Raw genomic sequence first — 14,379 nt, forward strand, 5'->3', positions numbered from 1 at the left:
GCCGGGGCTGCTGCGCAGCCCTATCGCGACACAAGGCCGCTCCCACAAAGGCCTGCACTGCTAGCCGAGCATTTCATGCATGGCAATGATCTGCTCTGCCACCTGAATCAGCTTCTGCTGCCGGCTCATGGCCTGGCGGCGCATCAGGGTGTAGGCCTGTTCTTCGTTGCAGTCTTTCATTTTCATCAGCAAACCCTTGGCCTGCTCGATGCGTTTGCGTTCGGCCAGTTGCTGGTCGCGTGCCACCAACTGCGCCTTCAGTGCCTGATCGCTTTCGAAGCGGGCCATGGCCACATCCAGAATGGGCTGCAACCGGGCGGCATGGATGCCTTCGACGATATAGGCACTGACGCCCGCCTGAATCGCCTGGCGCATCACCCCGGGGTCATGCTCGTCAGTGAACAGCACGATGGGGCGCGGCTGGTCACGGCTGACCAGCACCACCTGTTCCATCACATCACGGTCAGGTGAGTCGGTGTCGATCAGCACCACATCCGGGCGCACCGTTTCGATGCAGGCGGGCAGGTCGATGGTCAAGCCTGGGGCTTCGGTGACCTCGAAGCCCGCCTCGATCAGCGCCGCCTTGAGGCGGCCAAGTTTGTGCTGGGTGTCGTCAATCAGCAGGATGCGCAACATGTAGGTCTCCCTCACACGCCGACGCGGGCTTCGGGCAGGTCGCCCAATGCATGCAGGCTGAAACTGCGGGCGTAGCCGTAGGGGTCGCTGCCGTCCCAGCAGGTGCCGTCGATCAGCAGGCTGCTGCGCACCGGCAGCGAAGGGCACGCTACGCCCAGGCTTTGCGCCGCCTCGCTGTACAGTGCCAGTTGCTGTACCTGGCGGGCCACGCCGAGGTAGTCGGGGTCTTCGCGCAGCAGGCCCCAGCGGCGGAACTGGGTCATGAACCACATGCCGTCGGACAGGTATGGCAGGTTGGCCCGGCCGTGGTCGAACAGGCGCAGGGCATGCCGGTCTTGCCAGTGGTTGCCCAGGCCATCCTGGTAGTGGCCGAGCAGGCGTGGCTCGATACTCGCCAGCGGCGTATCCAGATAAGCGCTGCCGCTGAGCAGTTGCGCGGTGCTGCGGCGGTTTTCCGGGCTTTGCTCGATGAACCGGCTGGCGGCGAGGATTGCCTTGATCAGGGCGCGGGCGCTGTTGGGGTACTGTTCGGCGAAGGCGCGGGCGCAGGCCAGGACCTTTTCCGGGTGGTCCGGCCAGATCGACTGACTGGTGGCCAGGGTGAAGCCTTGGCCCTTGGCGACCGCATCAGCGGCCCAGGGCTCGCCCACGCAGAAGCCGTCGATGCGCCCGGCCTGGATGTGTGCGGCCATCTGTGCCGGTGGCACCACCACGCTGTCGACGTCGCGCAGTGGGTGGATGCCCTGGCTGGCCAGCCAGTAATACAGCCACATGGCATGGGTGCCGGTGGGGAAGGTCTGGGCGAAGGTCAGCCGTGCGCCTTGCTGGTGCACCAGCCGCGCCAGTGCTTCAGGGTTGGTCACGCCTTTGCGCTGCAGCGCCGGGGACAGGTTGATGGCCTGGGCGTTCTGGTTCAGTCCCATGAGCACCGCCATATCACTGGCGGGTACCCCGCCAATCCCCAGATGCACGGCGTAGGCCAGGCCATACAGGCAGTGCGCCGCGTCCAGCTCGCCGCTGACCAGCTTGTCGCGAAGCCCCGCCCAGGAGCCCTGGCGGTGGACGTTGAGGGTAAGTCCGTGTTGTTGGGCGAAGCCCTGGGTGGCCGCGACCACCACCGAGGCGCAGTCGGTCAGGGCCATGTAGCCGATGTTCAGGCTGGGCTTCTCGGGCGCATCGCTGCCGTTGACCCAGGCCAGGGGCGTTGCTCGGGGTACAGTGTTCACAAGGTTCCTCGCCTGTACTGATTAGGCTGTGGGCCAAACCGGTGCAACCGATGTGCCAGGGCTGCACTGGCCCATGATTTGCTGTCCTGCCAGCGCCACGGTGGCTATAATCGCCCCCTCACTTACCCCGAGCCTTGCCTGCCCATGTATACCCTGGCCCGCCAGCTGCTGTTCAAGCTTTCTCCGGAAACCTCCCACGACCTGTCCCTGGACCTGATCGGTGCCGGTGGCCGCCTTGGCCTTAACGGCATGCTGTGCAAGCAGCCGGCAGCATTGCCGGTCACGGTCATGGGCTTGAACTTCGCCAACCCGGTGGGCCTGGCTGCCGGCCTGGACAAAAACGGCGCAGCCATCGACGGTTTCGCCCAGCTGGGTTTCGGTTTTGTCGAAATCGGCACCGTCACCCCGCGGCCGCAGCCGGGTAACCCCAAGCCGCGACTGTTCCGATTGCCGGAAGCCACGGCCATCATCAACCGCATGGGCTTCAACAACCTGGGTGTTGATAACCTGCTCGACCGGGTACGTGCGTCGCGTTACAAGGGCGTGCTGGGCATCAACATCGGCAAGAACTTCGACACCCCGGTGGAGCGTGCCGTCGATGATTACCTGATCTGCCTGGACAAGGTGTACACCGCCGCCAGCTATATCACCGTCAACGTCAGCTCGCCGAACACCCCCGGCCTGCGCAGCCTGCAGTTCGGCGATTCGCTCAAGCAGTTGCTCGATGCCCTGGCCGTGCGCCGTGAGCAGCTGGCCGCTACCCATGGCAAGCGCGTGCCGCTGGCCATCAAGATTGCCCCGGACATGAGTGACGAAGAAACCGCGCTGGTAGCCGCCGCCCTGATGGAATCGGGCATGGATGCGGTGATCGCCACCAACACCACGCTGGGTCGTGAAGGTGTCGAAGGGCTGCCGTATGGTGGCGAGGCGGGCGGCCTGTCGGGCGCGCCAGTGCTGGAGAAGAGCACCCACATCGTCAAGGTGCTGGCAGGTGAACTGGGCGGCAAACTGCCGATCATTGCTGCCGGTGGCATTACCGAAGGCCGTCACGCTGCCGAGAAAATCGCCGCCGGGGCGAGCCTGGTGCAGATCTATTCGGGCTTCATCTACAAGGGGCCGGCACTTGTCCGCGAGGCGGTGGACGCTATCGCGGCAATGCCACGGGTTTGATCGGCAGACAAAAAAAGGGCCCCTTCAAGGGGCCCCTGGGCCTTCGCCCGCCGCCCGGATGGGGCGTGCATGGTAAATCGAATTCAGTGTCCTCGATCAGCCAACGGCGTGATTTTCGTTGAGTCTATGGATACCAGCGGTGCCAGTCATTCCGTCCCAGTTATCACCGCGACCTTCGCGCCAGCCGTTGATCCAGGCTTGGCGAACAGAAGGAAGATTGAAGGGGCAAAGTTCGCGGGATTTGCCGGTGACCCCATATTGGTAGCCACGTGAATATGCTCTTTCCAACGGATCACGCTTAAGTCTTCTCATAGGGTGTTGCCCTCACTTGTTGACTGTAATGTCCCGTCGGCCTCTCTGAGGCCGGGCAGAGTCTTTCTGCCGGTTTGCGCTCGCTGCCGGCGTGGCGAGCTGAAAGTGCCGCCTCGTTGCGAAGCGGCCTGAGACCAGTTCTAACGAATGCGAGTCACGGTGTGAATGATCGATTTGTCATAAGCACGTAACCTTTCATAGGGTCAGGGGATAAGTAAATAAATGCGACTTAACCTTATTTGAGGTTTGGCCCGCTATGATCGGGGTTTGCTGATGATTGACGTCATTTCGCCAGCGTCTCTGGCGGGTGGCAGAAATAATTTGAAATGCGACGAAGGGTCACACAGGCCCCGGCATCGCCAGAATTTTTTGTACTGCCTGATGATCTAAGCTGTCTTTGCCACTGGGCCGAGCGCAGATCGGTCAGGCGGCCCGGCCCTTCGCGGCACGCTTATGTGCCGAAAAGGGCCACCCGCACGCCTGCTGGAAAGGCATGCGGGCAAACATCGCGGGGCGATGCGTCGCCTCGTCAGTCAAATAGCCCAAGGCTCTGGAATACTCATGTCGGACCGTTTCGAACTCTACCTCACCTGCCCTAAAGGCCTTGAAAGCCTGCTTGCCGAGGAGGCCAAGGGCCTTGGCCTTGACGAGGTGCGTGAGCACACCTCGGCCATCCGCGGCGCCGCCGACATGGAAACCGCCTACCGCCTGTGCGTATGGTCGCGCCTGGCCAACCGGGTGCTGCTGGTGCTCAAGCGCTTCTCCATGAAGAACGCCGACGACCTTTACGACGGCGTGAACGCGGTTGACTGGGCCGACCACTTGGCAGCCGACGGCACCCTGGCGGTGGAATTCAGCGGCCATGGCTCGGGCATCGACAACACGCACTTCGGTGCGCTGAAGGTCAAGGACGCCATCGTCGACAAGCTGCGCAACCGCGAAGGCCTGCGCCCGTCGGTGGAAAAAATCGACCCTGACGTGCGTGTGCACCTGCGCCTGGACCGTGGTGAGGCCATCCTTTCCCTCGACCTGTCCGGCCACAGCCTGCACCAGCGTGGCTACCGCCTGCAGCAAGGGGCTGCGCCGCTGAAGGAAAACCTGGCGGCGGCGGTGCTGATCCGCTCGGGCTGGCCGCGCATTGCCGCCGAAGGTGGCGCGCTGGCCGACCCGATGTGCGGTGTGGGCACCTTCCTGGTCGAAGCGGCGATGATAGCCGCCGATATCGCGCCCAACCTCAAGCGTGAGCGTTGGGGCTTCAGTGCCTGGCTCGGCCACGTGCCGGCGCTGTGGCGCAAGGTGCACGACGAGGCGCAGGCGCGGGCGCAGGCCGGCCTGGCCAAGCCACCGCTGTGGATCCGTGGCTACGAGGCCGACCCGCGGCTGATCCAGCCGGGCCGCAATAACGTCGAGCGTGCCGGGCTGGGCGACTGGGTGAAGATCTATCAGGGCGAGGTCAGCACCTTCGAACCACGCCCGGACCAGAACCAGAAAGGCCTGGTCATCAGCAACCCACCCTATGGCGAGCGCCTGGGTGACGAAGCCAGCTTGCTGTACCTCTATCAGAACCTGGGCGAGCGCCTGCGTCAGGCGTGCATGGGCTGGGAGGCGGCGGTGTTCACCGGCGCGCCGCAGCTGGGCAAGCGCATGGGTATTCGCAGCCACAAGCAGTACGCGTTCTGGAACGGCGCCTTGCCGTGCAAGCTGCTGCTGTTCAAGGTGCAGCCTGACCAGTTCGTGACGGGCGAGCGCCGCGAGGCACAGCCCGAAAGCGCGCAAGTCCGCGAACAGGCACCGTCGGTAGCCAGCGAGCCGGCGCGCCTGTCGGAAGGGGCGCAGATGTTTGCCAACCGTCTGCAGAAGAACCTCAAGCAACTGGGCAAGTGGGCTCGTCGCGAGCAGGTGGACTGCTACCGCCTGTACGATGCCGACATGCCCGAGTACGCCCTGGCAGTCGACCTGTACCACGACTGGGTGCATGTGCAGGAATACGCTGCGCCACGTTCGATCGACCCGGACAAGGCCCAATCGCGCCTGCTCGATGCCTTGGCGGCGATCCCTCAGGCACTGGGCATTTCGCCGCAGCGCGTGGTGCTCAAGCGCCGCGAGCGGCAGAGTGGTACCCGCCAGTACGAGCGCCAGGCCACCGAGGGCCGCTTCCAGGAAGTGAACGAAGGTGGCGTCAAGCTGCTGGTCAACCTCACCGACTACCTTGACACCGGTCTGTTCCTGGACCACCGTCCGATGCGCATGCGCATCCAGCGCGAGGCTGCCGGCAAGCGTTTCTTGAACCTGTTCTGCTACACCGCTACGGCGTCGGTGCATGCAGCCAAGGGCGGGGCGCGCAGCACCACCAGTGTCGACCTGTCGAAAACCTACCTCGACTGGGCGCGTCGCAACCTGGCGCTCAATGGCTTCTCCGAGCGCAACCGCCTGGAGCAGGGTGATGTGATGGCCTGGCTGGAAAGCAACCGCGACAGCTACGACCTGATCTTCATCGACCCGCCAACCTTCTCCAACTCCAAGCGTATGGAAGGCGTGTTCGATGTGCAGCGTGACCACGTGCAACTGCTGGACCTGGCCATGGCTCGGCTGGCGCCGGAGGGGGTGTTGTATTTCTCCAACAACTTCCGCAAGTTCCAGCTCGACGAGCACCTGATGGCACGCTATGCCGTGGAGGAAATCACCGCCCAGACCCTGGACCCGGACTTTGCCCGTAACAACCGCATCCACCGCGCCTGGCGTCTGCAATTGCGTTGAGCCGACGAGGTACGTTGCGCGGCTGATGGCCAATAGCTATAAATGAGGGCAGGGCAAGCTAATCCGCAGGACGCTGACGTGACGAGATGGGTGTATGTCAAAGTGTGGCGTGCGTGCGCGGTTATCTGGCCTGTGCACAGAAGCGGTGTCCGCCTGGGCGGTGGCGCTGGTGGTCTTGGTGGCGGGCGGCCTGTTGACGGCCGCCTTGGCGCTTGCCGCGCAGGGTGTCTACAAGCAGCAGTTGCGCCAGCGTTTCGAGTTGCTGGCCAGCGAGCGCTTCAGCCGCATTGCTGAACGCTTCGATGAACAGCAGCAGCGCCTGGACGGCCTGCGGCGGTTCTTCGGCTTTTCCAACACAGTCACCTCACTTGAATTTGACGGTTACACCAGGCCGTTGCTGCAGCGCACGCTGGCCTACGCCTGGGCGCCCCGCGTCGAAGCTGCGCAACGCGCCGAGTTCGAGCGCCATGCGCGTGAGCATTCGGGCCCGGGCTATGTAATCCGTGACCAGGACGCGCAAGGCCAGTGGCGCCCCGCGCCACAGCGCGACCATTACTTCCCTGTGCTGTATACCCAATCGGGTGAAATGCCCGGGCTGCCGTATGGGCTGGATCTTGCCGGCCAAGGTGCGGCCCAGGCCGCGCTGGCGCGCGCACTCGGGCCTGGCAGCATGGCGGTGTCAGAACCCCTGGCCTTGTACGATATTCCTTCGTACGCGCGTGGTCTGCTGCTGGTGGCGCCGGTGTTTTCCGACGCAAACGAGCATGGCGCAGCAGCAGGCTACGTCATGGCCTTGCTGAGCATGCGCGAGCTGGTGAGCGATGGGCGGCCAGTGGCGACGGATGACAACCTGGTGGTGCGTATCGTTGATCCGTCCGGGTTGCAAGGGCCGGAAGTGATGTTCGACTCGCTGAACCAGGCAGCCCCCTTGTCGCTGGCCAGCAACCAAGTGTTGCAGCTGGCCGACCATCGCTTTGAGTTGAGCATCCTGCCGAGCCTGGCCTTCTTGCAGGCTAATCGTTCGTCAGCTGTGCTGGCAGTCGTTCTACTGGGCGGGTTGTTGAGCCTGCTGCTCAGCGCCTTGCTGTACAACCTGTTCAGCCAGCGCCAGCGCGCCCTGGCCCTGGTCGAGCAGCGCACCGCCGAACTGCGAGTCAGCGAGCAGTCGCTGCGAGGTACCCACAACCAGTTGCGCAGCGTGCTGGATGCGGCCACCCAAGTGGCGATCATTGCCACCAACCTCAAGGGTGTAGTGAGTACGTTCAATGCCGGTGCAGAGCGTATGCTCGGTTATCCGGCCAGCGAGGCGATCGGCCAGCTTCGCCTTGACCACCTGGTGCTGCCCGAAGAACTGAGCCAGCGGGCTCAGGCGCTGAGCCTGCGCTATGGCCGCACGATCGCCGGTGGTCAGGCCATGTTCGCCGAAACGGTTCAAGCGCAGGGTGCCGAGCCTGGGGAGTGGACATTGTTGCGCGCCGATGGCAGTCAGCTGGTGGCCAACATGCTGGTTACCGCCATGCTGGATGAACAGGGTTTGTGGGTCGGCTATCTGGCCATCTGCATTGATGTCACCGAGCGGCGTCGGGTGCATGAGGCGCTGGCGGCGCGTGACCGACTGCTGGAAAAGCTCAGCGCCGAGGTGCCGGGCGGTATCTACCAGTATCGCCTCGATGCCAATGGTCATTCGTGCTTTCCCTATGCCAGCCAAGGGCTGTACGACATCTATGAAGTCGACCTGCAGCAGCTGCGCGAGGATGCCACGCTGGTGTTCGAGCGTATCCACCCCGACGACCTGGACCGCGTGCGCCGCTCGGTGCGTTATTCGGCCGAGCACCTGGCGCCCTGGCGCGAGGAATACCGGGTATGCCTGCCGCGTGCCGGGCTACGCTGGGTGCGTGGCGAAGCGACGCCAGAGGTGGGTGAGCAAGGCTGCACGCTGTGGCATGGCTACCTGACGGATATCTCCGACCTCAAGGGCGTGGAGGAGGAATTGAGGGCGTTGTCGGTGACCGATTCGCTGACGGGCATCCATAACCGCCGCTACTTTCAGGAGCGGCTCAAGGTTGAGCTGGAACGCGCCCAGCGCGAAGGCTTGGCGCTGGCCGTGATCATGCTCGACATCGATCACTTCAAATGCATCAACGACCGCTTCGGCCATGCCATGGGCGATCGCGTGCTGCGCAGCTTGTGCCAGCGTATCGGCCAGCGTTTGCGGCGTACTGATGTGTTCTGCCGGCTGGGCGGGGAAGAATTCATGGTGCTGTGCCCGGGCAGTGATGCTGAGCAGGCGCGGTTGTTAGCGCTTGAGTTATGGCAAGGGGTGCGCACGTTGCCGGTGGAAGGCGTGGGCCAGGTGACCGCGAGTTTTGGTGTGGCTGGCTGGCGGCCGGGGGAGGGTGCCGATGCCTTGCTGCTACGGGCTGATGCGGGTGTTTACATCGCGAAACAGGCCGGGCGGGACCGGGTGGAGGGGGAGTCGGCCTGTTAGCTGCCAGCTGTCTGTGCCGGCCCTTTCGCGGCTAAAGCCGCTCCCACAGTGATCGCGCAAACTGTCACAGTTTGCGCAAGACACTTGCTCTCAGTCGCGAAAGGGCCGGTACGGACCAGCCAATCAGTTGGCCGCTGTGCTGCCGGCCAGCTTCGGCTGGCGGTACAGGTCCAGCAGGACCTGGTCGAGCACCTGCGAAGCACCCCACGGTTTCGGGTCGTTGAGAATCGCCGCCACCGCCCAGGTATGGCCGTTGCTGTCGCGGCTGAAGCCGGCAATTGCCCGCACGGTATTCAGCGTGCCGGTCTTGATGTGGCCTTCACCGGTCATGGCAGTGCGCTTCAGGCGCTTGCGCATGGTGCCGTCCATGCCCACCAGCGGCATGGAGCTCATGAATTCGGCAGCGTAGGGGCTCTTCCAGGCGGCCTGCAGCATCTGGGCCATCTCCCGGGTGCTGACCCGCTCGGCACGCGACAGGCCAGAGCCGTTCTCCATGACCAGATGCGGCGCGGTAATGCCCTTTTTTGCCAGCCACTGGCGCACCACGCGCTGGGCGGCGCGGGCATCGTCCCCATCGGCATCGGTGCGGAACTGCGCGCCAAGGCTCAGGAACAGCTGCTGGGCCATGGTGTTGTTGCTGTACTTGTTGATGTCACGGATCACTTCCACCAGGTCTGGCGAGAAGGCGCGGGCCAGCAGGCGAGCACTCTTGGGTACATTCTCGATGCGGTCGCCACCCTGGATACTGCCACCCAGCTCGTTCCAGATGGCGCGCACGGCACCGGCGGCGTAGGTGGCGTGATCGAGCAGCGACAGGTAGGTCTGCGAGTTGCAGCCGTCACCCAGCTGGCCGCTGACGGTGACGCTGATGCCATCGGCCTGTGGCACCGGGTTGTAGCGCACATCGCCTGTGCACTGCTTCGAAGCCACCGCCTTGACCTGGTTGTCGATGCGGATGCTGGCAATCGGTGGCTCGACCGCAACGGTCACCTTGCCGCCATCGTTGCGGGCCACGAAGCGCAGCGCCTTGAGGTTGACCAGCAGCGAATCGGGCTTGACCAGGAACGGCTTGTTTTCATCGCCGCCGTCATCGTTGAACTGCGGCAGGTTGGGCTGCACGAAGTGGCTGCGGTCCAGCACCAGGTCACCGGTGATGGTGCGCACGCCATTGGCGCGCAGGTCACGCATCAGCAGCCACAGCTTTTCCATGTTCAGTTTCGGGTCGCCGCCACCTTTAAGGTACAGGTTACCGTTGAGCACGCCATTGCTCAGGGTACCGTCGGTATAAAACTCGGTTTTCCACTGGAAGGTCGGGCCGAGCAGTTCGAGGGCCGCGTAGGTGGTGACCAGTTTCATGGTCGAGGCCGGGTTCACCGACACATCGGCATTGAACACGGTGGGCGTGCCGGGGCCGTCCAGCGGCAGCATGACCAGCGACAGGGCCGTGTCCTGCAGCTTGTTGGCCTTGAGCGCCTGCTGCACTTTGGCGGGCAGGGTGGTATTGACGGTGGCGGCCTGGCTGGGCAATGCGAGTGGCAACAGCAGGCTTGCCAGAATGAGGGGACGAAGCGTTTTGATCATAATGGATAAATACCCTGCGGCGAGGGAAAAGGGCATTGGGGCTGTAAGAGATGATGGCCCCACGACGAAAGAGTACGCATTATGCCCCAAGCGTAGCGACGATGCGCCACGTTCGACGGAAAAGCACCGCCAATAAAAAAGGCCACCACAAGGGCAGCCTTTTCAGCGATCAAGCCAGGCAGGTATCACTCAGCCTTGTTGATCGGCTTTTCCGGGTACCAGGCGTCCAGCAGCGGGCTGACTTCGATCTTGGTCAGTTCGCTACGGCCCTTGAGCCAGGTTTCAACGGCAGCACGCTGTTCTTCGCTGACCGATCCGCGTTTGACCGAGCACACCAGGCCGTAATCGTCACCGCCTACATAGTCCAGGCCGTTGGCGTCCATCGCTTCTTCCAGGAACGCATCGAGGAAAGCATCGATTGCCTGGTCATCCAGATCTTCCTTGAATTCCAGGTTCAGCTCGAAGCCCAATTCCTGAAACTCGTCGACACACAGCTTTTTGCGCAGACGACGGGAGCGGTTTGTGGCCATGAAACAATCCTCTTAGGTAATAACGCCGCGCAGTCTACCAGTTAACACGTGGGGCTGCCTGCCTGAGTGCATGCGCCGGTAGTCAGTTCGTTGGCCAACGCCCGTTCCACACGGCACATGTGCCGCGCCAGTGCCTGACGGCGCAAGCGCAACTGGGGGGTAGGCAAGCCGCAGGCCTCCAGGGCTTCGCAGGCCGCCATCAGGTCGCGGGCTTCCAGCATGCGCGCGGCACTCAGCACCTTGTGGGCCTGCTCGGCAATGGCCTCGCTGTCTTGCTCCGGGTGCAGCGCCATCAAGCTGGCCCGGTCGGCCTGCAGGCTTTGCTGCAAGGTCAGCAGGAAGCGCTGGCGGTCGTCGGGGTCATGCCCGATCACTGCAGCCAGGCCTTCCAGGTGGTACAGCTTGCGCCGGGGCTTTTGCTGGCGGCGCGGGCGAATGCCCGCCAGGCGCTGGCTGAGGGTGCCCAGGCTGATCGGCTTGAGCAGGCAGTCGTCCATACCGGCGCTCAGGCACTGGCGGCGCACCTCTGGCTGTGCGTTGGCGGTGTAGCCGAGAATGGTGCAGCGCTGCCGCTTGCCATGGCGTTCTTCGGCACGGACGGCGGTCGCCAGTTGGTATCCGTTCATGTGCGGCATGTTGCAGTCGAGCACCAGCACATCGAAGTCGCCTGCGCGCCAGGTGGCCAGGCCTTCACGGCCATCGCGGGCGCTGGCGTGCGGCAGGCCCAGGTAGCCGAGCTGCTGCGCCATCAGCTGCAGATTGGCCGGGTGGTCATCGATCACCAGCACATTCAGCCGCGGGTCAGGCACCTCGAGGTGTTCGAAGGGCGGCGCTGAATGCGGGGCGGCGTCAATGCGCTGCAGCGGCATTTTCAGGCGCACCTGGGTGCCAACATCTTCCAGGCTCTTGATGGTCAGGCTGCCGCCCATCATTTCGCACAGGCTGCGGCAGATGGCCAGGCCCAGCCCGGTACCCGCGCGGGCGCCCTGGCTATGCGGGTTGGCCTGTATGAACGGATTGAACAGGCGCTGCAGGTCGTCGGCATGGATGCCGATGCCGCTGTCGCGCACTTCCAGTTCCAGCACTGCGGGCAGGGTGCTGCCGTCATCCAGCAGCCCTACGCAGATGCGAACCTGGCCATGCTCGGTGAACTTGATGGCGTTGCTTACCAGGTTGGACAGCACTTGTTTGAAACGCAGGGGGTCGAGCAGTGCGTGGCAACGCGCGGCGGGTGCAATCATCACCTCCAGGGCAAGGCCTTTCTGGCGTGCCTGCCCCTCGAAAATGCGCCCTACCGATTCGACCAGGGCCGCAAGGTCGACGGCTTCCGGTGCCAGGGACAAGTGCCCGGATTCGATACGCGCGATATCGAGAATATCGCCGATCAGGCCCAGCAGGTCTTTGGCTGAGTGGTGGGCCAGTTCCAGTGCGCTGCGGTCCACCTGGCCCTGGTCGGCGCGTTTGACTGCCAGTTCGAGCATGCCGATGACGGCGTTCATCGGGGTGCGGATCTCATGGCTGATGGTGGCCAGGAAGGTGCTCTTTGCGCGGTTGGCGTCGTCGGCCTGCTGCTTGGCCTGACGCAACTCCATGACCAACTGGCGGCGTTCGCTGATGTCGATCCAGCCGCCGATGATGCCCTGTACTTCGCCCAGTGAGTCACGGTACGGCAGTATCCAGTGATAGATGGTCATTTCGCGGCCCTTGATCCGCAGTGGCCGGTCCATGATCAACGGCGAGCCTGCGGCCATGACTTTCAGATAGTCGGCCTGGATCTGCCGTGTCTGCTCGCTGTCGGCAAACAGGCTGGCGTCCAGCCGTTTGCCGATGACCTCGTCGGAGCGGGCCTGCACGGCTTCCAGATAGCTGTAGTTACAGCTTTGCAGGCACCCCTCGCGGTCACGCACGTACATGGGGTGGGGCGTGCCGTTGAGCAGGGCGCGCATGAACGCCAGTTGGTCGTTCAGTGCGCGTTCGGCGGTTTGGCGCTGGCGAATCTGCAAGCGCAAGCGGGCGTTCCAGAGCAAGGCCAGCAACAGCAGCGCGACCATGCCCAGCACCACTTGTAGCGCAAGCTGGCTGTAGTCTTTGCCACTGCCATCGTCGTGCTGCCCGAAGCCGCGCCAGCGGTTGTTGATCACCCCCAGCTCTTCGGGCGAGATGCTCAGTAGCGCCTTGTCGAGGATCGACTGCATCGCCTGTGACGGGGTGCTGGTGGCCATGGCGAAGTTGGCAGGCTCGCTGCCGACCGTGGTGCGGATGACCAGCCCAGGGTTGCTGGCCAAGGCATGGTTGGCGTCGATCAACGTGGTGATCACCGCATCGACGGCACCGCTGTTGAGCAAGGCCATGGAATAGTACGCGCTCTCGGTCTCGACCCAGCCGATTTTCGGATAGTGCCGGGACAACAGGGTGTCCATGGCGCTGTAGCGGGTAATGGCCACGCGATGCCCCTGCAACTGCTCCAGCGTGCTCATGCCCTTGTCATCCTTGCGGCCGACCAGCACGAAGGCGCTCTCCAGGTAGGCCCGGCTGACCTGCAGGTCGTCTTTGGTCACCCCGCCAGTGGCCAGTGCGGCAATCACATCGGCGCGGCCATCCTTGAGGCGGGCGATCATGTCGGCAATGCCGCTTGCACGCTGCACGTCAAAACGCAAACCGGTGCGCAGGCTGATGAGCTCCAGCAGGTCGGCTGTGATGCCGCGAAAATGCCCTGAGCCATCGAAATAGGATAGCGGCGCAGCCGTATCCTCGATCGTTACGCGCATCACCGGGTGATCTTGCAGCCACTGTTCCTCGGCATCGGTCAGTTGCAGCTTGCGGTCAGTCAGCAGCAGGTCGCTGCCGGCGCTCCAGCGTTTGAAGATGCTGGCACGCAGTGCCGCAGGCTGGCTGTCCAGTGTGGTGTTCACCAGCGCCAGCAGTTGCGTGTCTTGCTGGCGCAAGGCAAAGCCGAAGCCGATGGCCTCGTGCTGGCCGAAATTGGCCATGCGCAGGCGTGGCAGGTGGCCGCGGTTAAGCAGGTAGTGGGTGGAGATGGTGTCGCCGATGTACACGTCGGCCTGGCCGAACGCCACGGCGTTCAAGGCTTGGCTGGAGGAGCCAAAGGCCAGTAGCTCGGCCATGGGGTAGGTGCGGCGTACCTCCTGCTTGGGCAGGTAATGGTAAAGCATGCCGAGGCGCAGGCCGGTCAGGTCCGCGTCCAGCGCCCGGGTTTCGTCTTCGCGTGTTACCAGCACCGGTTGGTCAACGGCATACGGATGCGACAGCGCCAGGCCGTCGCTGGCCGCTTCGTAGCCATTGGCGGTGCCAAGCAGGTCGATATCGCCATGCCTGAGCGCCTCCACTGCCGCCTGCCGGCTGGAGAAACGCAGCACCCGCACGGGTAACTGCAGGGCCGTGCCGATCAGGCTCGCGTACTCGGCGGTGAGGCCCTGGTAGTCGCGGCCGCCACTGGTGATGTCGAACGGTGGGTAATCCGGAGCCGACGTGCCCAGTACCAGTTCCTGACGGCTTTCGAGCCATCGCCGTTGTTCGGCCGTGAGCATGGGGCGGGTCGGCTTGGCTGATGACCGAGCCAGTAACGTATAGGATGAGGCCTCTTGATAGGTGGCCTGCACGACGCCGCTGAACAGGAGCAGGGCGAACAGCAGGCGAGCGAAAGGGCGCGGCATGACCA

9 protein-coding genes are annotated in these 14,379 nt (G+C 63.8%); 3 read left to right on the plus strand and 6 right to left on the minus strand.

Translation table 11 applies throughout. From position 1 onward, the window contains the following. Positions 1 to 60: 60 nt before the first annotated feature. Complete coding sequence (locus AC07XM_RS08260; RefSeq protein ID WP_016485598.1) at positions 61 to 636, minus strand: ANTAR domain-containing response regulator; 576 nt, start codon at positions 634 to 636, stop codon at positions 61 to 63. A gap of 11 nt (positions 637 to 647) precedes the next feature. Further along, complete coding sequence (locus AC07XM_RS08265; RefSeq protein ID WP_102689850.1) at positions 648 to 1,862, minus strand: CmpA/NrtA family ABC transporter substrate-binding protein; 1,215 nt, start codon at positions 1,860 to 1,862, stop codon at positions 648 to 650. A 144-nt stretch (positions 1,863 to 2,006) separates the two neighbouring features. Here AC07XM_RS08265 and AC07XM_RS08270 point away from each other — a divergent pair, with 144 nt between their 5' ends. Next, positions 2,007 to 3,032 (plus strand): quinone-dependent dihydroorotate dehydrogenase, encoded by a 1,026-nt coding sequence (locus AC07XM_RS08270; RefSeq protein ID WP_060519036.1) that lies wholly within the window; start codon positions 2,007 to 2,009, stop codon positions 3,030 to 3,032. Positions 3,033 to 3,128: 96 nt separating this feature from the next. On the opposite strand, the gene rmf is transcribed toward AC07XM_RS08270, so the two are convergent. Then, positions 3,129 to 3,344, minus strand: a complete 216-nt coding sequence (gene rmf, locus AC07XM_RS08275; RefSeq protein ID WP_003248687.1) for a ribosome modulation factor — start codon at positions 3,342 to 3,344, stop codon at positions 3,129 to 3,131. Between the two features lie 561 nt (positions 3,345 to 3,905). Here rmf and rlmKL point away from each other — a divergent pair. Beyond that, a complete protein-coding gene (rlmKL, locus tag AC07XM_RS08280; protein ID WP_016485600.1) occupies positions 3,906 to 6,101 on the plus strand; it encodes a bifunctional 23S rRNA (guanine(2069)-N(7))-methyltransferase RlmK/23S rRNA (guanine(2445)-N(2))-methyltransferase RlmL in 2,196 nt (731 codons plus the stop codon). A 94-nt stretch (positions 6,102 to 6,195) separates the two neighbouring features. Then, entirely contained in the window at positions 6,196 to 8,589 is a 2,394-nt protein-coding gene (locus AC07XM_RS08285; protein ID WP_016485601.1) for a sensor domain-containing diguanylate cyclase, read from the plus strand. 123 nt (positions 8,590 to 8,712) lie between these two features. Here the strand turns inward: AC07XM_RS08285 and dacB are convergent, their stop codons facing one another. From dacB to AC07XM_RS08300, 3 genes are all read right to left on the minus strand, one after another. Further along, positions 8,713 to 10,170, minus strand: a complete 1,458-nt coding sequence (dacB, locus tag AC07XM_RS08290) for a D-alanyl-D-alanine carboxypeptidase/D-alanyl-D-alanine endopeptidase (protein WP_016485602.1) — start codon at positions 10,168 to 10,170, stop codon at positions 8,713 to 8,715. A gap of 185 nt (positions 10,171 to 10,355) precedes the next feature. Beyond that, positions 10,356 to 10,700 carry a YggL family protein gene (locus AC07XM_RS08295; protein WP_016485603.1) on the minus strand — a complete coding sequence of 115 codons (345 nt, stop codon included), beginning with the start codon at positions 10,698 to 10,700 and terminating at the stop codon, positions 10,356 to 10,358. Positions 10,701 to 10,741: 41 nt separating this feature from the next. Next, positions 10,742 to 14,374, minus strand: a complete 3,633-nt coding sequence (locus tag AC07XM_RS08300; RefSeq protein WP_102689851.1) for an ATP-binding protein — start codon at positions 14,372 to 14,374, stop codon at positions 10,742 to 10,744. Between the last annotated feature and the right edge of the window lie 5 nt (positions 14,375 to 14,379).

Source organism: Pseudomonas sp. GW460-LB5, from assembly GCF_059423245.1.

What these genes read in the sequence shown, in the direction of transcription:
- AC07XM_RS08260 (WP_016485598.1), bottom strand. Translation starts at nt 636, where the DNA reads ATGTTGCGCATCCTGCTGATTGACGACACCCAGCACAAACTTGGCCGC.
- AC07XM_RS08270 (WP_060519036.1), top strand. Translation starts at nt 2,007, where the DNA reads ATGTATACCCTGGCCCGCCAGCTGCTGTTCAAGCTTTCTCCGGAAACC.
- rmf (WP_003248687.1), bottom strand. Translation starts at nt 3,344, where the DNA reads ATGAGAAGACTTAAGCGTGATCCGTTGGAAAGAGCATATTCACGTGGC.
- rlmKL (WP_016485600.1), top strand. Translation starts at nt 3,906, where the DNA reads ATGTCGGACCGTTTCGAACTCTACCTCACCTGCCCTAAAGGCCTTGAA.
- AC07XM_RS08285 (WP_016485601.1), top strand. Translation starts at nt 6,196, where the DNA reads ATGTCAAAGTGTGGCGTGCGTGCGCGGTTATCTGGCCTGTGCACAGAA.
- dacB (WP_016485602.1), bottom strand. Translation starts at nt 10,170, where the DNA reads ATGATCAAAACGCTTCGTCCCCTCATTCTGGCAAGCCTGCTGTTGCCA.
- AC07XM_RS08295 (WP_016485603.1), bottom strand. Translation starts at nt 10,700, where the DNA reads ATGGCCACAAACCGCTCCCGTCGTCTGCGCAAAAAGCTGTGTGTCGAC.
- AC07XM_RS08300 (WP_102689851.1), bottom strand. Translation starts at nt 14,374, where the DNA reads ATGCCGCGCCCTTTCGCTCGCCTGCTGTTCGCCCTGCTCCTGTTCAGC.